Annotated in this window: 21 protein-coding genes; 11 read left to right on the top strand and 10 right to left on the bottom strand. The window is 71.8% G+C overall.

Features of this window, described 5'->3' with window-relative positions; translation table 11 throughout:
- Window positions 1–144: 144 nt before the first annotated feature.
- The 3 genes from rfbB to rfbA are packed head-to-tail and all read left to right on the top strand — an operon-like array spanning window position 145 to window position 2980.
- Entirely contained in the window at window positions 145–1194 is a 1050-nt protein-coding gene (rfbB, locus tag ACFSC0_RS09525) for a dTDP-glucose 4,6-dehydratase (protein ID WP_377283175.1), read from the top strand.
- Window positions 1191–2090 carry a dTDP-4-dehydrorhamnose reductase gene (gene rfbD / locus ACFSC0_RS09520; protein WP_377283176.1) on the top strand — a complete coding sequence of 300 codons (900 nt, stop codon included), beginning with the start codon at window positions 1191–1193 and terminating at the stop codon, window positions 2088–2090. Before rfbB ends, rfbD begins: the two co-directional genes overlap by 4 nt.
- Window positions 2087–2980 (top strand): glucose-1-phosphate thymidylyltransferase RfbA, encoded by an 894-nt coding sequence (gene rfbA / locus ACFSC0_RS09515; RefSeq protein ID WP_377283177.1) that lies wholly within the window; start codon window positions 2087–2089, stop codon window positions 2978–2980. Before rfbD ends, rfbA begins: the two co-directional genes overlap by 4 nt.
- Before the next feature lie 206 nt (window positions 2981–3186).
- Here rfbA and ACFSC0_RS09510 read toward each other — a convergent pair whose 3' ends face one another.
- The 7 genes from ACFSC0_RS09510 to ccmA all read right to left on the bottom strand — a co-directional run bounded on the left by ACFSC0_RS09510 (window position 3187) and on the right by ccmA (window position 6833).
- Window positions 3187–3432: a hypothetical protein gene (locus tag ACFSC0_RS09510; protein ID WP_377283178.1), complete on the bottom strand. Its 246-nt coding sequence runs from the start codon at window positions 3430–3432 to the stop codon at window positions 3187–3189.
- A 64-nt stretch (window positions 3433–3496) separates the two neighbouring features.
- Window positions 3497–4015, bottom strand: a complete 519-nt coding sequence (locus ACFSC0_RS09505) for a DsbE family thiol:disulfide interchange protein (protein ID WP_377283179.1) — start codon at window positions 4013–4015, stop codon at window positions 3497–3499.
- On the bottom strand, window positions 4012–4164 hold the full coding sequence (ccmD, locus tag ACFSC0_RS09500; RefSeq protein ID WP_377283180.1) for a heme exporter protein CcmD: 153 nt from the start codon (window positions 4162–4164) through the stop codon (window positions 4012–4014). Before ccmD ends, ACFSC0_RS09505 begins: the two co-directional genes overlap by 4 nt.
- Window positions 4165–4170: 6 nt before the next feature.
- Window positions 4171–4899 (bottom strand): heme ABC transporter permease CcmC, encoded by a 729-nt coding sequence (ccmC, locus tag ACFSC0_RS09495; protein WP_377283181.1) that lies wholly within the window; start codon window positions 4897–4899, stop codon window positions 4171–4173.
- A 38-nt stretch (window positions 4900–4937) separates the two neighbouring features.
- The gene (locus ACFSC0_RS09490) at window positions 4938–5465 is read right to left on the bottom strand and encodes a Spy/CpxP family protein refolding chaperone (protein ID WP_377283182.1); all 528 of its coding nucleotides are present in this window, start codon (window positions 5463–5465) and stop codon (window positions 4938–4940) included.
- Between the two features lie 106 nt (window positions 5466–5571).
- Window positions 5572–6234: a heme exporter protein CcmB gene (gene ccmB, locus ACFSC0_RS09485; protein ID WP_377283183.1), complete on the bottom strand. Its 663-nt coding sequence runs from the start codon at window positions 6232–6234 to the stop codon at window positions 5572–5574.
- The gene (ccmA, locus tag ACFSC0_RS09480; protein WP_377283184.1) at window positions 6231–6833 is read right to left on the bottom strand and encodes a heme ABC exporter ATP-binding protein CcmA; all 603 of its coding nucleotides are present in this window, start codon (window positions 6831–6833) and stop codon (window positions 6231–6233) included. Before ccmA ends, ccmB begins: the two co-directional genes overlap by 4 nt.
- Before the next feature lie 451 nt (window positions 6834–7284).
- Between ccmA and acnA the strand changes: the two genes are divergently transcribed.
- The 4 genes from acnA (at window position 7285) to ACFSC0_RS09460 (ending at window position 12548) form a co-directional block, all read left to right on the top strand.
- Entirely contained in the window at window positions 7285–9972 is a 2688-nt protein-coding gene (acnA, locus tag ACFSC0_RS09475; RefSeq protein WP_377283185.1) for an aconitate hydratase AcnA, read from the top strand.
- Window positions 9973–10063: 91 nt separating this feature from the next.
- Window positions 10064–10759, top strand: coding sequence for a DUF1223 domain-containing protein (locus ACFSC0_RS09470; RefSeq protein WP_377283186.1), 696 nt, complete (start codon window positions 10064–10066; stop codon window positions 10757–10759).
- 59 nt (window positions 10760–10818) lie between these two features.
- Window positions 10819–11910, top strand: coding sequence for a S1C family serine protease (locus ACFSC0_RS09465; RefSeq protein ID WP_377283187.1), 1092 nt, complete (start codon window positions 10819–10821; stop codon window positions 11908–11910).
- A 302-nt stretch (window positions 11911–12212) separates the two neighbouring features.
- Window positions 12213–12548, top strand: a complete 336-nt coding sequence (locus ACFSC0_RS09460; RefSeq protein ID WP_377283188.1) for a DUF2794 domain-containing protein — start codon at window positions 12213–12215, stop codon at window positions 12546–12548.
- Between the two features lie 259 nt (window positions 12549–12807).
- On the opposite strand, the gene ACFSC0_RS09455 is transcribed toward ACFSC0_RS09460, so the two are convergent.
- Window positions 12808–13560 (bottom strand): Bax inhibitor-1/YccA family protein, encoded by a 753-nt coding sequence (locus ACFSC0_RS09455; protein WP_377283189.1) that lies wholly within the window; start codon window positions 13558–13560, stop codon window positions 12808–12810.
- A gap of 193 nt (window positions 13561–13753) precedes the next feature.
- Here ACFSC0_RS09455 and ACFSC0_RS09450 point away from each other — a divergent pair, with 193 nt between their 5' ends.
- Both ACFSC0_RS09450 and thpR read left to right on the top strand, forming a co-directional pair.
- Window positions 13754–14395 carry an arylesterase gene (locus ACFSC0_RS09450; RefSeq protein WP_377283190.1) on the top strand — a complete coding sequence of 214 codons (642 nt, stop codon included), beginning with the start codon at window positions 13754–13756 and terminating at the stop codon, window positions 14393–14395.
- A gap of 13 nt (window positions 14396–14408) precedes the next feature.
- The gene (gene thpR, locus ACFSC0_RS09445) at window positions 14409–14945 is read left to right on the top strand and encodes an RNA 2',3'-cyclic phosphodiesterase (RefSeq protein ID WP_377283191.1); all 537 of its coding nucleotides are present in this window, start codon (window positions 14409–14411) and stop codon (window positions 14943–14945) included.
- Window positions 14946–15022: 77 nt separating this feature from the next.
- Here the strand turns inward: thpR and ACFSC0_RS09440 are convergent, their stop codons facing one another.
- Entirely contained in the window at window positions 15023–15406 is a 384-nt protein-coding gene (locus ACFSC0_RS09440; RefSeq protein ID WP_377283192.1) for a DUF2237 family protein, read from the bottom strand.
- 56 nt (window positions 15407–15462) lie between these two features.
- On the opposite strand from ACFSC0_RS09440, the gene ACFSC0_RS09435 reads away from it, so the two are divergent.
- Window positions 15463–16323: an HpcH/HpaI aldolase/citrate lyase family protein gene (locus ACFSC0_RS09435; protein ID WP_377283193.1), complete on the top strand. Its 861-nt coding sequence runs from the start codon at window positions 15463–15465 to the stop codon at window positions 16321–16323.
- Between the two features lie 9 nt (window positions 16324–16332).
- The gene (locus tag ACFSC0_RS09430) at window positions 16333–17142 is read left to right on the top strand and encodes a hypothetical protein (RefSeq protein WP_377283194.1); all 810 of its coding nucleotides are present in this window, start codon (window positions 16333–16335) and stop codon (window positions 17140–17142) included.
- Window positions 17143–17182: 40 nt separating this feature from the next.
- Here ACFSC0_RS09430 and ACFSC0_RS09425 read toward each other — a convergent pair whose 3' ends face one another.
- Window positions 17183–17650, bottom strand: coding sequence for an HIT domain-containing protein (locus ACFSC0_RS09425; RefSeq protein WP_377283195.1), 468 nt, complete (start codon window positions 17648–17650; stop codon window positions 17183–17185).
- Between the last annotated feature and the right edge of the window lie 17 nt (window positions 17651–17667).

The raw sequence follows: 17667 nt of genomic DNA, 5'->3' as shown, positions 1-17667 counted from the left end.
CGGACGAAGGCGGGAGTCTAGGGCCCGGCGGGCGCGGCCTCAAGCCGCGGTCGGCGATTTGAGCCGCCGCCCATCTCCTGTTAGACCCACGCCCGACGCCAGAGCCCCCCGGGCGCTCCAGAGACGAAGGCTCCGACAGACCTCATGAAAATCCTAATCACGGGCGGCGCCGGGTTCATCGGTTCGGCGGTCGTGCGCAAGGCGGTCGAATCCGGCCACGAGGTGGTGAACCTCGACGCCCTCACCTATTCCGGCAACCTGGCCAATGTCGCACAGGTCGCCGAGACCGGCGCCTACGCCTTCGAGCAGGCCGACGTGGCCGACGCCGCGGCCCTGCGCGCCATCTTCGCCCGCCACCGCCCCGACGCGGTGATGCATCTGGCCGCCGAAACCCACAACGACCGGGCCATCGAGAACCCGCTCGACTTCGTCCGCGCCAACGTGATGGGCACCGCCGTGCTGCTGGAGGCCGCCCGCGCCCACTGGAACAGCCTGACGGGCGAGGCCAAGGACGCCTTCCGCTTCCACCACGTCTCCACCGACGAGGTGTTCGGCGAGCTCGGCGACGAGGGCGCCTTCACCGAAGAGACGCCGTACGATCCCAAGTCGCCCTATTCGGCCAGCAAGGCCGGCGCCGACCACCTGGTGCGCGCCTGGGGCCGCACCTACGGCATGCCCGTGGTGCTGACCAACTGCTCCAACAACTACGGCCCGTTCCAATTCCCCGAGAAGCTGATCCCGACGGTGATCTCCCGGGCGATGGAGGGGCGCGAGATCCCGGTCTACGGCCAAGGCCTGCAGTCGCGCGACTGGCTGCATGTGGAGGACCACGCCGAGGCCCTGCTCACCGTCCTCGGCAAGGGGCGCCTGGGCGAGACCTACGCCATCGGCGGCAACGCCTGCGTGCGCAACATCGAGGTGGTGAAGCTGCTCTGCGCCTACCTCGACAAGTACGCGCCGGGGAACAAGCCCCACGCCGAGAAGATCGCCTTCGTCGCCGACCGGCCGGGCCACGACTACCGCTACGCCATCGACGCCTCGAAGATCATGTCCGAACTCGGCTGGGCGCCGCGCCACAGCCTGGAGGCGGGCCTGGAGGAGACGGTGCGCTGGTACGTCGACAACTGGGACTGGGTGCAGGCGATCCGCGACCGCGGCTTCACCTCCGAGCGGCTGGGCCTGCTCACGGCATGAGCCTGAGGATCCTGCAGTTCGGGGCGAGCGGCCAGCTGTCGCGCGAGATGCTCGCCCGGGCGGGCGGCGCGGCGCAGGTGACCGCCCTCTCCCGCGCCGAGGTCGACCTGGCCGACGCCGATGCGGTGGCCAGGGCCATCGGCGAGGCGGGCGAGATCGATCTCGTCGTCAACGCCGCGGCCTACACCGCGGTGGATCGGGCCGAAAGCGAGCCGGACCTGGCCTACGCGATCAACGGCCGCGCGCCGGCGGCGATGGCCCGGGCCTGCAAGGCGCGCAACACGCCGCTGGTCCACATCTCCACGGACATGGTCTTTTCCGGCGCCAAGGCCGGCCCCTACGTCGAGACCGATCCCGTCGGGCCGCTGATGGTCTACGGCGCCTCGAAGCTGGCGGGCGAGGACGCGGTGCTGCACCTGCACGACCGGGCCCTCGTCATCCGCGTCTCCTGGCTGTTCTCCGCCTTCGGCCAGAACTTCCTGCAGCTGATGCTCCGGCTCGCCGCCAGTCAGCCGGTGCTGAAGGTGGTGGACGACCAGCGCGCCCGGCCCACGGCCAGCGCCGACGTCGCGGCCTTCATCCTGGCCCAGGGGCCGCGCCTGGCCGCCGCCCCCGCCGGCGCGCCCGAGTGGGGCCTGCTGCACTTCGCCAACCAGGGCGTCGCCACGCGGGTCGAGATGGCCCAGGCGATCTTCGAGCTGGCCTGGCCCGGCCGGCCCGCGCCGCCGATGGAGCCTGTGCCGACCAGCGCCCTGAACCTGCCCGCCCGCCGGGCCCTGAACGCCGAGCTGGACTGCACGCGCCTCGCCGAGGTGTTCGGCGTTGCGCCCCGCCCCTGGCGCGAGCCGCTGGCCGAGGCGGTGGCCGCCCTGCCGGCCGCGAAGGACGCCGCATGAGGCGCGGCATCGTCCTGGCCGGTGGCTCCGGCACCCGGCTGCACCCGCTGACCCTGGCCGTCTCCAAGCAGCTGCTGCCGGTCTACGACAAGCCGATGGTCTACTATCCGATCTCGGTGCTGATGCTGGCCGGGGTCCGCGAGATCCTGATCATCACCACGCCGGAGGACCAGGCCGGCTTCAAGCGCCTCTTGGGCGACGGCTCGCACCTGGGCGTGCGGTTCGAATACGTGGTCCAGCCGACCCCCGGGGGCCTGGCGGAGGCCTACCTGCTGGGCGAGGACTTCGTCGCCGGCGAGCCGAGCGTGATGATCCTCGGCGACAACATCTTCTTCGGCCAGAACTTCGGGCAGATGCTGCGCTCGGCCGCCCGCCGCGAGCACGGCGCGACGGTGTTCGCCTATCCGGTGCACGACCCGGAACGCTACGGCGTCGTCGAGCTCGGCGCCGGCGGGCGCGCCATGAGCATCGAGGAGAAGCCGGCCAGGCCCAAGTCCAACTACGCGGTCACCGGCCTCTACTTCTACGACGGCCGGGCCAGTCAGTTCGCCCGCACCCTGACCCGCTCGGCCCGCGGCGAGCTGGAGATCACCGCCCTCAACCAGATCTACCTTGAGGCCGGCGAACTGCACGTGGAGCTGCTCGGCCGCGGCTTCGCCTGGGAGGACGCGGGCACCCACGACTCCCTGATCCAGGCCGGCGAGCTGATCCGCACCTTCGAGCAGCGCCAGGGCCTGCGCATCGGGTGCCTGGAGGAGATCGCCTTCTACAACCGCTGGATCGACCGCGATCAGCTCCGGACCCTGGGCGTCTCGCTCGCCAAGAGCGAATACGGCCGCTACCTCCTCGAACTCGCCGACACCGCCGCCCCCGAGCCGCCGGGGGAGTAGCCTCCCCCCTCCTCCCCCATTCCTTTCCCGCGAAGCGGGAGAGGGGGCCCGCCCGCCGAAGCCGGCGAACGCCGGCTGAAGAGCGGGTGGGGGAGAGGGAAAGCCCCGCACGCCGCCTCCCCACCGCTCCAATGGGCGCTGTCCGCGGCTCCGCGCCGTGGCCTGCCCTTTCCACCACCCGCTCTTCGCATACGCTCGGCGGGCGGTCAGACCTTGATGTCGAGCAGGGAGCCTGGGCGCAGGATCTTGCGCGGGGGTTCGGAGGGGGCGGTCTGCGCAACGGCTGCCACGGCAGCGGGCTGTGGAGCCGCAGCGGGCTTGGCCGGCGCGCTGGCCGCCGGGGCCGAGGCCTTGCCCACGGCCGCTTCGAAGAAGGCCCGCTGGGCCGCGGTGCGCGCGGGGCTGGCGCCGGGCTGCGGCGCGTGCGGGACGGGCAGGCGGATGGTCGTCACGGGCGGGCGGGCTATGGTTAACAGGACCTTCCGGCGACCCTGCCCGCGCCCGCTTGCCGAAAGGTTAACGGCCGGTCTTGGCGATCAGCCGGGCCGCGTCCGCGCCGGTGAGCGGACCGGTGTGCTTGTCGAGGATCATGCCGTCGGAGCCGATCAGATAGGTCTCCGGCACGCCGGTGACGCCGAACTCGATCCCCGCCCGGCCGTCCCGGTCGACCAGCTTGGCGGCGAACGGATCGCCCAGCCGGGTCAGGAAGGCCCGGGTGTTCTCCGGGGCGTCCTTGTAGGCGATGCCGATCACCTTCACCTGCCGGCCCTGCAGGTCCATCAGCACGGGGTGCTCGATCTCGCAGGGGGCGCACCAGGAGGCGAAGAAGTTGACCAGCACGGGGCCGCCCTTCACCGCCTCGCGCACGCTCACCTCGCGCCCGTCCTCGAGGCTGGCCAGCACCAGGTCGGGCACGGGCTTGCCGACCAGGGCCTTGGGCTGGACCTCCGGGTTGCGGTTCAGCGAGTAGAGGCCGAACAGCAGCGCCAGCGCCAGGAGGGCGACCAGCGGGAGGGCGGCGAGCCAGCGGCTCACGAGCGGCCGTCCCTGCGCTGCTCGGCCCGGCGGCGCCAGCGGCGCGCCTTGGCCAGGCTCGAGGCGATCATCCAGGCGAACACCGCCGCCGTCACGGCGAACGCCGGCCAGACGTAAGCGGCGTATTTTCCGGCGTCGAGGTCGAGCATGGGATCCTACGCCCGCGCCGCGCGCAGGGCCGCCGCCTCGGCCCGGCGGCGCCAGACCTCGGCGCGGATCCGCACCAGCCACAGGGACCCGAAGGCCGAGAGATAGGCCAGCGCCATCAGGATGATCGGCACCCAGAACACCGGCGGCATCGCCGGCCCCTCGGCCCGGAACACCGAGGCGCCCTGGTGCAGCGAGTTCCACCATTCCACCGAGTAGTGGATGATCGGCAGGTTGATCAGGCCGGCCAGGGCCAGGATGGCCGCCGCCCGCGCCGCCTTGGCCTCGTCGTCGATGGACGAGCGCAGGGCCATGTAGGCCAGATAGAGCAGGAACAGCACCAGCACCGAGGTCAGCCGGGCGTCCCACACCCACCAGGTCCCCCACATCGGCTTGCCCCAAAGCGCGCCGGTGATCAGCGTCATCAGGGTGAAGGCGGCGCCGAGCGGAGCCGCGGACTTGGCGGCCGCGTCCGCCAGGGCGTGGCGGAAGATCAGGGCCAGGAAGCTGGCGACGCCCAGGCAGGCGTAGACGAACATGCTCATCCAGGCGGCGGGCACGTGGATGAACATGATCCGCACCGTATCACCCTGCTGGTAGTCCTCGGGCGCGGTGAAGGCGAGCCACAGGCCGGCGGCGGCCAGCGCCGCGGCGAGCGCCCCGAACAGCGGCGCGGCCCAGCGCGAGAAGGCCATGAACCTCTCGGGATTGGACAGGAAGGCGGGCGCCGGGATCATGTCCGCCGCTTAGACCCCGGCGCCGCCGGCGGCAAGCGTCAGCCCGCCGCGGCCGGCCCGCGATGGCCGCCGTGGCCCCGGCCGCGGTGCGGCCCGTGCTTGCCGCGGCCGCCACGCTCGGACGCCATCGCGTCGAAGGCCTTCTGCTGGGCGGGCGTCAGTTGGCCGTAGAAGCGCTTGGTGGCGTCGGCCCGGCGCTCGAACATCGCCATCCGCTCGGCCATCCGGGCCTTGCGGGCGTCCAGCCGCTGCGGCGTGGTCATCTGGGCCAGGTCGTGGCGCATCTGGCGTCGCTGGGCCCGCTGTTCGGCGCTGGGCGTGATCGCCGCCACGTAGGCGCGCAGGGCGCCGTCCTGGGCCGGCTGCAGTTGCAGGGTGGCGCGCAGCCGCTCGGCGCGGCGCTCGATGCGCTGCTCGGGCGTCAGGCGCTCGCGCATGCGCGGCGCGGGCGCACGGCCGTCCTCGGCCGCCGGCGGGGCCTGCCGCGGCTGGGCGACGCCCGCCGCAGGCGCCAGCGCCGCCAGGCCGCCGGCCAGCGCCAGGGCGGCGACAGCGATCTTCTTCATGAAATGTCTCTCCGGATCCTCGGCGTCCCTCGAGTGCTCCGGCGAAAGGTCTAGCTCGCCAGCATGGCCGAGGTGCGACGGCGTGTTGCCGCCGTGCGACGGCGCGTTACGAGAGCGCATTGCGGCAGGCGGCCGCCATCGCCACCGGCCCCAGCGCCACCGCCCCCGCCGCGTAGGCGCACATCAGCGCAAAGCCGCCGCGCCACGGCAGCCCGGCCCCGAACGCCTCAAGCGCCCCGCCGCCGAAGATCACCGGCGGCACGAACAGCGGCAGCACGATCACCGCCGTCAGCAGCCCGCCCCGGCGCGCCCCCAGGCTCAGCGCCGCCCCGACCCCGCCCACGAAGGCGAAGGCCAGGCCGCCGACCAGGGCGCAGACGAGGATCAGGCCGCTCAGCCGCGGATCGGCGCCGAGCGCGATCGAGAAGACCGGCGCGGCCAGGGCCAGCGGGACCCCGGCCGCGAGCCACTGCCCCAGGCATTTGACCGCGCAGGCCAGCTCCAGCGGCGGATGGCCGAGCACCAGGAGGTCGAGCGCCCCGTCCTCGTAGTCGCGCTCGAACAGCCGCTCGAGCGAGAGCAGGCTGGCCAGCGCCAGGGCCACCCAGGCCGCGCCGACCGCCACCGCGCCGAGCCGCTCCGGATCGGGGCCGATGGACAGCGGCAGCAAGGTCGCCGCGCCCGCGTAGAAGCCCACCGCGACCAGTGGGCCTCCCCCGCGCCCCCAGGCCAGGGAGACTTCGCGCCCGAACAAGGCCGACAGGCTCATGCCGGGATCTCCACCGTCCGGCCCGCCCCGGGCAGAGGATCGTGCACCGCCGCCAGGACCAGGCCGCCGCCGGCCAGGTGCTCCTCGAGCAGGTCGGCGAACCGCGACCGCCATTCGGCGTCCAGCGGGCTCGTCGGCTCGTCGAGCAGCCAGAGCGGCCGCGGCGCGGCCAGGAGGCGGGCGATCGCCAACCGGCGACGCTGGCCGGCCGAGAGCCTTCGCACCTCCAGCTCGAGGAGCGGCGCCAGCGCCAGCCGTTCGACCGCCGCCTCGGCGAGGGCCTGCGTGCCGCCCATCCAGCGGCTCCAGAAGGCCAGCTCCTCGGCGGCCGTGCGGGCGGGCTTGAGCCCGTCCTGGTGGCCCAGCAGGTGGACGCCGTCGGCCCGGGCGTCGCGCGGATCGACGCCGCCGAAGCCGATCCGCCCGGCCTCCGGCCGCACCAGGCCGGCGATCGCCCGCAGCAGGCTGGTCTTGCCCGACCCGTTGCGCCCGACCAGCGCGACCGCCTCGCCGGCGCGCAGCCTCAGGCTGAGCCCCTCGAACAGCCGCCGCTCGCCGCGCCGGATGGCGAGCTCCTCGATGGTGAGCTCCGAGATCACCACCGATCTCCTACCTCCCCCGCGAAGCGGCGGGAGGGGGACCGGTCGCCGAGCGAAGCGGAGAGCGACTGGTGGAGGGGGCGGGCCACGGGCAGAGCCTCGCAACAGCAAGGTCTGAAGCGGAGAGGTGTTCGTCGCAGCGGAGAGGCGGAGCGCGTGGCCCGCCCCCTCCACCCCCCGCTCTTCAGCCGGCCGTCGCCGGCTTCGGCGGGCGGTCCTCCTCCCGCCGCTTCGCGGGGGAGGTAGGGAGCTAGGCCAGGACGCAACGGCCACGCGCGCGAAGCTTCGGCATCGGCCGCATGGACGCGGGGGGGCCGGGGGTCTATGAAGCGGCCGGCCGTGGCGCCCCCTAAGGGCCAACGCCGCGCGGAAGCGAACGCTGTGTGTCCGCTTCTAGCGCGCGATCCTTTTGCGGGTGCGTGGACGGCCGGGGACAGAGAAAGGATTCCTAATGGCGTCGACCGACAGCCTGAACACCCGCCGCGAACTCGTGGTGGGCGATGCGACCTATGTCTACTACAGCCTGCGCGCTGCGGAAGAGGCCGGCCTTTCCGGCATCTCCAATCTTCCGATGTCGATGAAGGTTCTGCTCGAGAACCTGCTGCGCAACGAGGACGGCCTGTCCGTCACCCAGGACGACCTGAAGGCGGTCGCCGCCTGGCTCGAGAACAAGGGCGCGGTCGAGCACGAGATCAGCTTCCGCCCGGCGCGGGTGCTGATGCAGGACTTCACCGGCGTGCCGGCGGTCGTCGACCTGGCGGCCATGCGCGACGCCATGACCCAGCTCGGCGCCAATCCCGAGAAGATCAACCCGCTGAACCCCGTCGACCTGGTCATCGACCACTCGGTGATGGTCGACCACTTCGGCAACCCCAAGGCGTTCGATGAGAACGTCAAGCGCGAGTACGAGCGCAACATGGAGCGCTACCGCTTCCTGCGCTGGGGCTCGTCGGCCTTCAACAATTTCCGCGTCGTGCCCCCGGGCACCGGCATCTGCCACCAGGTGAACCTGGAGTACCTGGCCCAGACCGTCTGGACCGGCGAAGTGGACGGCAAGACCCTCGCCTACCCCGACACCGTGGTCGGCACCGACAGCCACACCACCATGGTCAACGGCCTGGCCGTGCTGGGCTGGGGCGTGGGCGGCATCGAGGCCGAGGCGGCCATGCTGGGCCAGCCGATCCCGATGCTGATCCCCGAGGTCATCGGCTTCCGCCTGGACGGCGCCATGCCGCAGGGCGCGACCGCCACCGACCTGGTGCTGACCGTCACCCAGATGCTGCGCAAGAAGGGCGTGGTCGGCAAGTTCGTCGAGTTCTACGGCCCGGGCCTGGCCAACCTGACCCTCGAGGACCAGGCGACCATCGCCAACATGGCCCCGGAATACGGCGCCACCTGCGGCTTCTTCCCGATCACCAAGGCGACCATCGACTACCTGGCCGCCACCGGCCGCGCGCCCGAGCGCGTCGCCCTGGTCGAAGCCTACGCCAAGGCGCAGGGCCTGTGGCGCGACCCGACCGATCCGGATCCGGTGTTCTCCGACACCCTGCAGCTCGACCTGACCGACGTCCGCCCCTCGCTCGCCGGCCCCAAGCGCCCGCAGGACCGCGTGGTGCTGACCGACGCCGCGTCCGAGTTCCGCACCGCCTTGACCGGCGAGTTCGGCAAGGCCGACTACACCGAGCGCTTCCCGGTTTCGGGTGAGAACTTCGACCTGGGCAACGGCGACGTGGTGATCGCCGCCATCACCTCCTGCACCAACACCTCCAACCCCAGCGTGCTCATCGCCGCCGGCCTGGTGGCCAAGAAGGCCGTGGAGAAGGGCCTGCAGGTGAAGCCGTGGGTGAAGACCTCGCTGGCGCCCGGCTCGCAGGTGGTCACCGACTACCTGAAGGCCGCGGGCCTCACCAAGCACCTGGACGCCCTGGGCTTCAACCTGGTGGGCTACGGCTGCACCACCTGCATCGGCAACTCGGGCCCGCTGCCCGACGCGATCAGCGAGACGGTCCAGAAGAACGACCTGGTGGCGGTCTCGGTGCTGTCCGGCAACCGCAACTTCGAGGGCCGGGTGAACCCCGACGTGCGCGCCAACTACCTGGCCAGCCCGCCGCTGGTGGTGGCCTACGCGCTGGCCGGCACGATGCTGAAGGACATGGACTCCGAGCCGCTCGGCGAGGGGAAGGACGGCCAGCCGGTCTACCTGAAGGACATCTGGCCGACCAACGAGGAGATCGCCGCCCTCCAGCGCAAGCACGTCACCGGCAAGATGTTCGCCACCCGCTACGGCGACGTCTTCAAGGGCGACAAGAACTGGCAGGGCATCAAGGTCGCCGGCGGCCAGACCTACGCCTGGGACATGGGCTCGACCTACGTTCAGAACCCGCCCTACTTCCAGAACATGAAGATGGAGCCCGAGGCGGTGACCGACATCGTCGAGGCCCGCGTGCTGGGCGTGTTCGGCGACTCCATCACCACCGACCACATCAGCCCGGCCGGCTCGATCAAGGCCAGCGGCCCGGCCGGCGAGTACCTGCGGATGCACCAGGTGCCGCAGTCGGAGTTCAACTCCTACGGCGCGCGCCGCGGCAACCACGAGGTGATGATGCGGGGCACCTTCGCCAACATCCGCATCCGCAACAAGATCACCCCGGAGATCGAAGGCGGGGTGACCAAGCACTTCCCCTCCGGCGAGCAGATGTCGATCTACGACGCGGCCATGCGCTACCAGGCCGAAGGCCGCCCGCTGGTGGTGTTCGCCGGCAAGGAATACGGCACCGGCTCCTCGCGTGACTGGGCCGCCAAGGGCACCAAGCTGCTGGGCGTGCGCGCGGTGATCGCCGAGAGCTTCGAGCGCATCCACCGCTCGAACCTGGTCGGCATGGGCGTTCTGCCGCTGCAGTTCATCCACGAGGGCTGGCACAAGCTGGGCCTGACCGGCGAGGAGATCGTCACCATCCGCGGCCTGCAGGACCTGTCGCCCCGCAAGCAGCTGACGGTGGAGATGTACCGCGCCTCCGACGGCCGCATCGCCCGCTTCCCGGTGCGCTGCCGGATCGATACGCCGACCGAGCTCGAGTACTTCAAGAACGGCGGCGTCCTGAACTACGTGCTGCGCAACCTGGCGCGGCAGGACGCCTAAGTGGCGGCCGGCCCCTTGCCCGCAACGCAGGGGGCCGGTCACACCTTGTTGAGATACCAAGCGGGCGCTCTTCCGCTTAATTGCCGCGCACATGGGTAAAGCTGCGCTTATTTCACTGGTCTGGCTGGCCTTTCCGGCCCTCGCCTGGGCCGCCAGGCCGCCCGTCGTGGTCGAGCTGTTCACCGCCCAGGGCTGCCAGGCCTGCGGGGCCGCCAACGACTTCGTCGGCGACCTCGCGGCCCGCAAGGGCGTCCTGCCCCTCACCTTCTCGGTCGACTACTGGGACTACACCGGCTGGAGCGACACCTTCGCCAAGGCCGAGTTCGCCGAGCGCCAGCGGGCTTACGTCGCCAAGCTGGAGCTGGACGAGCCCTACACCCCTCAGGTCGTCGTCGACGGGCGCGAGCAGGCGCCCGGCGTGCAGGCCGAACGGGTCGAAGAGCTGATCGAGGAGGCCGCGCGCGCGCCGCGCGATCCGCCCGACATCCTGTTCATCGGCGAGCGGCGGGTGGACGTCGGCTCCGGACGCCCGCCCAAGGGCGGGGCCGAGGTCTGGCTGGTCCGCTACGACCCGCGCGAGCAGCTGGTGGAGGTCAAGGCCGGCGACAACCGCGGCAAGCGGGTCAGCCACCGGAACGTGGTGCGCGAGATCGTCCGGCTGGGCCCCTGGCGCGGCAAGCCGACGGCGTATCGGATCCGCACCCGGGCGGAAGAGGGGCTGAAGACGGTGCTGCTGGTCCAGGGCGCCGACGGCGGGCGGATCATCGCGGCGGCGGAGAAGCCCTGACGCGGCGACCACGCCGGGCCGCTTGGCGTTCAGGCAGGGCGTAACGTGAGGATGGCGAGATGAAGCAGGCGGGCGCGGCCCTGGCGGGCCTTCTGGTGCTGGCGGCGTGCGAGCGCCCCGCCGAGACGAAGCTGCCGCAGGCCGACGCCCCGAGCAACGCCGCCAACGCGCCGGCCCTGGCGCCGGCCTCCTTCCCGGAAGTCTACGAGCGCGTCTCGCCCGCCGTGGTCTCGATCTATTCGGTGGCCACCGAGGCGCCGGCCGCGGTGATCTACGACACCCCCTTCGGCCGCGTGCTGGAGCGTCGGCCGCCGGTCCGCTCGATGTCGTCGGGCTCGGGATTCTTCATCTCCGCCGAGGGCCACATCGTCACCAACGACCACGTGCTGGGCCAGGCCCAGGAGGTCGTCGTGGTCACCACCGACGAGCGCAAGCTGCGGGCCCGGGTGGTCGGCCGCGACCCGGCCACGGACCTGGCCGTGCTGAAGGTGGACGGCGAGGACTTCCCGTTCGTCAGCTTCTCGCGGGCCGCCAACCCGCGGGTCGGCGAGGCGGTGATCGCCATCGGCAATCCGTTCGGCCTGGGCACCACCGCCACCAGCGGCATCGTCTCGGCCTACGGGCGCAACATCGGCTCGGCCTATGTGGACTTCGTCCAGCTCGATGCGCCCATCAACCAGGGCAACTCCGGGGGGCCGACCTTCAACGCCCAGGGCGAGGTGGTGGGGGTGAACAGCGCCATCTTCTCGCCGACCGGCGGCAACGTCGGGATCGGCTTCGCCATCCCCGCGGCGCTGGCCCGCGAGGTGACCGACCAGCTGATCCGCACCGGCCGCGTCGAGCGGGGCTTCATCGGCGCCGGGATCGGCGACCTCAATCCCGCCCAGGCCCAGGCGCTCGGGGCCCCGGAAGGCGGGGCGGTGATCGCCAGCCTCGCGCCCGGCGGGCCGGCCGCCGACGCGGGCCTGCGTCCCGGCGACGTGATCGTTCAGGTGGATGGGGAGGCGATCGGCGAGGCCGCCGACGTGATCCGGCGGGTGAGCGGCGCCGAGGCCGGCGCGCGCCTGCGGTTGCGGGTCCTGCGCGGCGGTCGGCCCGTGGACGTCACCGTGGCCCCCGAACGCCGCGCCTCGCCGCCCCAGGTGCGCTGACCCCAAACAGCAAGCCGCCCGGCGATTCGGGCGCCGGGCGGCTCTGGGAGGGGATTCTTATTCGGTATCGGTTGATCGAAGCCCGCGATCCAGGGGGGCTGGGGGGGCTGTTCAGGATCCGGGACCAGCAAGGTTCCGACCAACCGATGGTCATCTTATCGAGGCCCAACCGGGCGCGCGCTGGACCGAAATAAGGTCATTTCTGGGCGGATGGCGCCGGTTGTGGCCGCGCCCGTTCCACCCCACGTCTGGCTTTGCAGCCCTGTCCTTTTCAGGCAAGCTCCCGATGAGGCTAAGGTTTTATGGCGTTTGACCCACCCATAGCGGCCCGCGGCGGCCGGCACGTGTTCTTCGACCGCCGCGAACTCGAGCGCATTTTGAGGCTCTACGGCCGGATGGTGGCCGCAGGCGAGTGGCGCGATTACGCCATCGGCGGCGGCGCCGAGGCGGCCGTCTTCTCCGTCTTCCGCAGGGCCTCGGAGGCCCCCGTCTACCGTATCGAGAAACGCCCTGAACTGGCCCGCCGCCAGGGCGCCTGGGCCATCGTCGGCGAAGGCGGCATGATCCTGCGCCGCGGCCACGAGCTCGACCAGGTGCTCCGCTTCTTCGACAAGGGCCGGTTCAAGGTCGTCGAGTAGCGGGGGCTCGCGAAGCTCTCCGGTGACTGGCTGCCCCCAGCGGGCGCTACCTGTCACCCCGCGCCGAGAAGGGTGACAGGCAGGCCGCTGCGCGCCCAACCAGTCACCGCCCTCCCCCTCCCTCGTCATCGCCGGGCCTCTCCCGGCGACCCAGCCTGACGCCTTCAGGTCACCCCGGAGGCCGAGTTGGGGTGCGGTCAAGCAAAAGCCCCGGCGGATCGCTCCGCCGGGGCCGGACTTGTCCGTCCTTGCGTCAGGTCTAGCGGCGGTCGCCGAAGATGCTGAGCAGGAATTGGAAAAGGTTGATGAAGTTGATGTAGAGGCTGAGCGCGCCGTAGCTGGTCGCCACGCCCATGGCCTCGTCGTTCCCCGCCAGCTGGTAGTAGGTCATCTTCAGCCGCTGGGTGTCGAAGGCGATCAGGCCCGCGAAGATGAACACGCCCACGACGCTGATGATGAAGGCCATCATGCTGTTTTGCAGGAAGATGTTCACGACCGAGGCGATGATCAGGCCGAACAGGCCGACGATCAGGAAGCTGCCGAACCCGCTCAGGTCCTTCTTGGTCGTGTAGCCGAACAGGCTGAGCGCGCCGAAGGCGGTCGCGGTGATCAGGAAGGTCGAGACCAGCGAGGTGCCGGTGTAGACGAGGCCGAGCACGCCGAGCGAGGCGCCCATCAGCGACACGATCACCCAGTAGAGCATGCTGGTCGACTTGGCGGTCGGGTTGCGCATGGCGAAGCCCGACACCAGCAGCAGGACCAGCGGCGAGAACACCACCACCATGCCAGGCAGGGTGTAGCCGGCGAAACGGCCGTCCGCGGTGACCTGGAACAGCATGTCGCGCACCGGCGCCACGGAACTGGTCACGTAGGCCAGGGCGCCGGAGAGGACGAGGCCCAGCGCCACCTTGTTGTAGACGCCGAGCATGAAGCTGCGCAGTCCCGCGTCCACCGACATGTCGGCGCGGTCCGCAGGGACCGTGCGCGCGTAGCCGCGGTTGAAGTCGCTCATGAGAGGCTTAGCCCTTTTGTTCAGTCCGTCCGGATTGGACGCGTCCTCAATATCGTGGTCTCGCCCGTTACAGGCAAGGCCTTGCCGATAAAGCCTGCGTCAGCCGCCGGTTCCTATGAGCAGCAGCAGAGTAGCTTGCACGGGCAAGAACAACTCATTGGAAACGCCTAACCAATTCCTACATTCATCGGCGATGCGCTCCAAAACCGTCACCGCCCTCACCCGGCGCGCGCTGATCGGCGCCGGGATGGCCGCCCTTGCCGCCCCGGCGCTGGCCGCGCCGAGCCGGCGCGTGGCGCTGCTGGGTGATTCGATCACCTCCGGCTACGGGCTGCCGGCCAGTCAGGCCCTGCCGGCCCGGCTGCAGGCCGAGCTGGCCCGCATCGGCGCCCCGGCCAAGGTGATCGGCGCCGGCCGCTCGGGCGAGACCACCGCCGGCGGCGCCGCCCGTGTCGACCGGGCCGTGCCCAAGGACGTCGACCTCTGCGTCGTGGCGCTCGGCGGCAACGATCTGCTCACCGGCGCCGATCCGGCCCAGGTGCAGGCCAACCTCGACCGCATCGTGCGCCGGCTGAAGGCGCGCGGGGTGACGGTGGTGCTGGCCGGCGTGCAGGTCCCGCCGATCCTGGGCGGCGCCTACGCGCAAGGCTTCAACGGCGCATTCGCCCGGGTGGCCAAGGCCCACGGCGTGCTGTTCCTGCCGGACATGTTGTCGGGCGTCGCGCTCAACCCCCGCCTGAACCAACCGGACGGCATCCACCCGAACGCCCAGGGGGTGGCGGTGATCGCCCGGCGGCTGGCGCCTTTGGTGGCGCGGGGCCTTTCGGCGCGATAAGCCTGGAGCCCTGATGATCCGCCTGTTCGCCGCGGTGGCGATCCCGCCCGCGATCGCCGAAGGCCTGGTCCGGCGCCAGACCGGCCTCGACGGCGCGCGCTGGCGCCCGCCCGAGGCGCTGCACATCACCCTGCGCTTCTTCGGCGAAGTGAAGGAGGACGTCGCCGACGACCTCGACGGCGAGCTCGCCCGCACCGCCGGCGCGCCCATGGAGCTGCAGCTGGAAGGGGCCGGCGCGTTCGGCGACGGGGCGGACGTCCACGCGATCTGGGCCGGCGTCGCCGAGAGCCTCGCCCTGAAGCAGCTCGCCGGCCGCTGCGAACAGGCCGCCCGCCGGGCCGGCCTGAAGGCGGAGAAGCGGAACTACCGCCCGCACGTCACCCTCGCCTACCTGCGCCGGGCCGACCCGGCCAAGGTCGCCCAGTGGATCCAGGCCAACAACCTGCTGCAGTCCCCGCCCTTCCACGTCGACCGCTTCGGCCTCTATTCCAGCCGGCTGTCGCCGCAGGGCTCCAGCTATCGCCTGGAGCGGGAGTACGGCTTGGCATGACGGGGACAGCTCGCGTCCCGGTCCGCCGTGAGGGCGAAACGGCCTGAGCTGGGGGACGCGAAAACCAGTCCCTGGCGCTAAGCCTCCACCGCGTGATCCTTGAGGATGCCGAGCGGCACGATGGCCAGGGTCTCCTCGTGGGTGGCTTCGAGCACCACCATCGGCGCGGCCCCGGCGTCGAGGGCCTCCTTCCAGCGCGGCGCGCACAGGCACCAGCGGTCGCCGGGCCTCAGGCCGGCGAACATCAGATCCGGGCGGGGCGTGGAGAGGTCGTTGCCCACCGCCTTGGAGTAGGCGAGGAACTCGGCGGTCATCACCGCGCAGACGGTGTGCAGGCCCACGTCGTCCGGGCCGGTCTCGCAGCAGCCGTTGCGGAAGAAGCCGGTCATCGGCTCGGTCGAGCAGCTTTCCAGCTCGCCGCCGAGCACGTTGCGGGCGCCAGGATCGAAGCGGGTGGTCATCGGCGCATTCTAGCCGCTAAGACGGGCGCTTCGCCATCGACAGGAAGGCCGCGAAGATGACGCACGCCCGGCCCCGACGCAGCGCGCTCTACATGCCGGCGGCCAACGCGCGGGCCATCGAGAAGGCCCGAGAACTGGCCTGCGACGTGGTCATCCTGGACCTGGAGGACGCCGTCGCCCCCGACGCCAAGGAGACCGCCCGCGCCCAGGCGGTGGAGGCGGTCCGGGCCGGCGGCTTCGGAGCCCGCGAGGTGGTGATCCGGGTCAACGGCCTCGACACGCCCTGGGGCCGCGACGACCTCGCCGCCGCAGCCGCGGCCGGACCCGACGCCGTGCTCGCCCCCAAGGTCTCCGGCCCCGAGGACATCGCCGCCTATCGCGCCGCCCTCGGCGGCGATGCGGAGCTGTGGATCATGATCGAGACCTGCCGGGCGCTGTTCCGGCTGGACGCGCTGGGGGCGGCCGCCGCGGGCGCGGGCGTGACGGCCTGGGTGATCGGGACCAACGACCTGGCCAAGGAGATGCGCTGCCGGCTGGACGCCGAGCGGACCCCGCTGCTGGGACCGTTGTCGCTGGCCGTGGCCGCGGCCCGGGCGCACGGTATCGTGGTGCTCGACGGGGTGTTCAACGGCCTCGAGGACGATGCCGGCCTGGAGCGCCAGTGCGACCAGGGCGCGGCCTTCGGCTTCGACGGCAAGACCCTGATCCATCCGCGGCAGATCGAGGCCGCCAACCGCGCCTTCACCCCGGCCGGCGACGAGGTCGCCTGGGCGCGCACCATCGTCCAGGCCTTCGATTCACCCGAAAACGCCGCGAAAGGGGTCCTTAGGGTTGAGGGGCGCATGGTCGAGCGCTTGCATCTGGACGAGGCCCGGCGCCTGATCGCCGTCGCCGACGCCATAGCTGCGCGAGGATAGACGCTGCGGATGAGACTGTTGCTGAAGGCCGGGCCGGCGATGCTGATCGCCGCCGCGCTGGCCGGCGCGGCCCAGGCCCAGACTCCCGAGGACGAGGCGCCACAGGCCGTCCAGCCGGGCGATGCGGCGCAGGGCACGGACACCGAGGAGCCCGGCGAGACCGGCGCGCCGCCCGCCTCCATCGACGAGGCGCTGGCGCCGTCGGTCCCGCCGCCGACGTCCTACAATCCCTCCGGCGCGTACGCGCCCAGCCTCTCCGCGCCCATCGACCCGCAGACCCGCCTGCCGGTCAGCCCCTACGGCGCCGCCGGCGCCTACAGCCCGCCCCCGACCTCCTACAACCCGTCGGGCGCCTACACGCCCAGCTACGAACGGCCGGTGTTCCCGGAGTGGGCGACACCGGTCTTCATCGACCAGCCGGGCCGAACGCCCGACGCCCCGGCCAGCTACATCGACAAGGCCTACGAGGCCCGGCTGCGCGCCTCGTTCCAGTCGGCCCAGGGCCTGAAGGGTCCCCTTGAGGGCGGCTGGACGCTGGCGGACTCCGGCGGCGGTCGGCTCTACGACCTGCAGCTGGTCGACAGCACCGGCGGGACCGTGGACGGCGCCTGGCGCGACCTGCGCCGCCCCGGCGCCATCGACGCCTCGGGGCTGATCGTCGGCGCCAGCCGGATCGGCAACCAGCTCACGCTGCGCTTCTATCCGCAGGGCTACGGCGAACCGGTGATCGCGACCCTCACCGCCACCGCCGACGGCCGCTGGTCCGGCGAGCTGACCGAGAAGGGCCAGCGGCGCACGGTCTACCTGCAGCGGAACTGACGTTGGCCGGTGACTGGTTGGCCGCCCCGCGGCCTACCCGTCACCTCTCTCCGCGCGGGGTGACAGGTAGCGCCTCGCGGCGCAACCAGTCACCGGCGGCCGCGATCGCAGTGTCGAGCGGCCCCGCTCCATAGTCCTCCCCCCCTGCAACGCCCCACACCGGCCCCGGCCAGGCGGGATCGTCGGCCCGGCGGCCGACCACATGGACGTGCAGCTGCGGGGTGACATTGCCGAGCTGCCCCACGTTCAGCTTCTCCACCGGCCGGCCGAGCGCGGCGCCCACCGCTCGGACGGCGCCGCCGGCGAGCACGATCTCGTCCAGCAGCCGGCCGCGATCCTCGCGCGACAGCTCCTCGATCTCGCGCACGCTCTCCACCCGGGGGATCAGCACGAGCCAGGCGAAGCGCGCGTCGCCCTGCAGGCGCACGTGGCAGAGCGGCAGATCGCAAACCGGGTGCGACGTCGAGACGAAGGCCGGGGCGAGGTCGAAGGGCATGCCCCCGCACATACCGCGTCATCCCGGAC

Source organism: Phenylobacterium terrae (genome assembly GCF_042681205.1).
GTDB lineage: Bacteria > Pseudomonadota > Alphaproteobacteria > Caulobacterales > Caulobacteraceae > Phenylobacterium > Phenylobacterium terrae.
This window is presented reverse-complemented; position numbering and strand designations above follow the sequence as displayed.

Bases quoted from the DNA above. Each gene is read 5' to 3' on its own strand.
- ACFSC0_RS09425 (WP_377283195.1), bottom strand. From the start codon at position 17,650: ATGTGCGGGGGCATGCCCTTCGACCTCGCCCCGGCCTTCGTCTCGACG.
- ACFSC0_RS09440 (WP_377283192.1), bottom strand. From the start codon at position 15,406: ATGACCACCCGCTTCGATCCTGGCGCCCGCAACGTGCTCGGCGGCGAG.
- acnA (WP_377283185.1), top strand. From the start codon at position 7,285: ATGGCGTCGACCGACAGCCTGAACACCCGCCGCGAACTCGTGGTGGGC.
- ACFSC0_RS09450 (WP_377283190.1), top strand. From the start codon at position 13,754: ATGCGCTCCAAAACCGTCACCGCCCTCACCCGGCGCGCGCTGATCGGC.
- ccmD (WP_377283180.1), bottom strand. From the start codon at position 4,164: ATGCTCGACCTCGACGCCGGAAAATACGCCGCTTACGTCTGGCCGGCG.
- ccmB (WP_377283183.1), bottom strand. From the start codon at position 6,234: ATGAGCCTGTCGGCCTTGTTCGGGCGCGAAGTCTCCCTGGCCTGGGGG.
- ACFSC0_RS09460 (WP_377283188.1), top strand. From the start codon at position 12,213: ATGGCGTTTGACCCACCCATAGCGGCCCGCGGCGGCCGGCACGTGTTC.
- ACFSC0_RS09470 (WP_377283186.1), top strand. From the start codon at position 10,064: ATGGGTAAAGCTGCGCTTATTTCACTGGTCTGGCTGGCCTTTCCGGCC.
- ACFSC0_RS09465 (WP_377283187.1), top strand. From the start codon at position 10,819: ATGAAGCAGGCGGGCGCGGCCCTGGCGGGCCTTCTGGTGCTGGCGGCG.
- rfbD (WP_377283176.1), top strand. From the start codon at position 1,191: ATGAGCCTGAGGATCCTGCAGTTCGGGGCGAGCGGCCAGCTGTCGCGC.
- ccmC (WP_377283181.1), bottom strand. From the start codon at position 4,899: ATGATCCCGGCGCCCGCCTTCCTGTCCAATCCCGAGAGGTTCATGGCC.
- ACFSC0_RS09430 (WP_377283194.1), top strand. From the start codon at position 16,333: ATGAGACTGTTGCTGAAGGCCGGGCCGGCGATGCTGATCGCCGCCGCG.
- rfbB (WP_377283175.1), top strand. From the start codon at position 145: ATGAAAATCCTAATCACGGGCGGCGCCGGGTTCATCGGTTCGGCGGTC.
- ACFSC0_RS09435 (WP_377283193.1), top strand. From the start codon at position 15,463: ATGACGCACGCCCGGCCCCGACGCAGCGCGCTCTACATGCCGGCGGCC.
- ACFSC0_RS09490 (WP_377283182.1), bottom strand. From the start codon at position 5,465: ATGAAGAAGATCGCTGTCGCCGCCCTGGCGCTGGCCGGCGGCCTGGCG.
- ACFSC0_RS09455 (WP_377283189.1), bottom strand. From the start codon at position 13,560: ATGAGCGACTTCAACCGCGGCTACGCGCGCACGGTCCCTGCGGACCGC.
- rfbA (WP_377283177.1), top strand. From the start codon at position 2,087: ATGAGGCGCGGCATCGTCCTGGCCGGTGGCTCCGGCACCCGGCTGCAC.
- thpR (WP_377283191.1), top strand. From the start codon at position 14,409: ATGATCCGCCTGTTCGCCGCGGTGGCGATCCCGCCCGCGATCGCCGAA.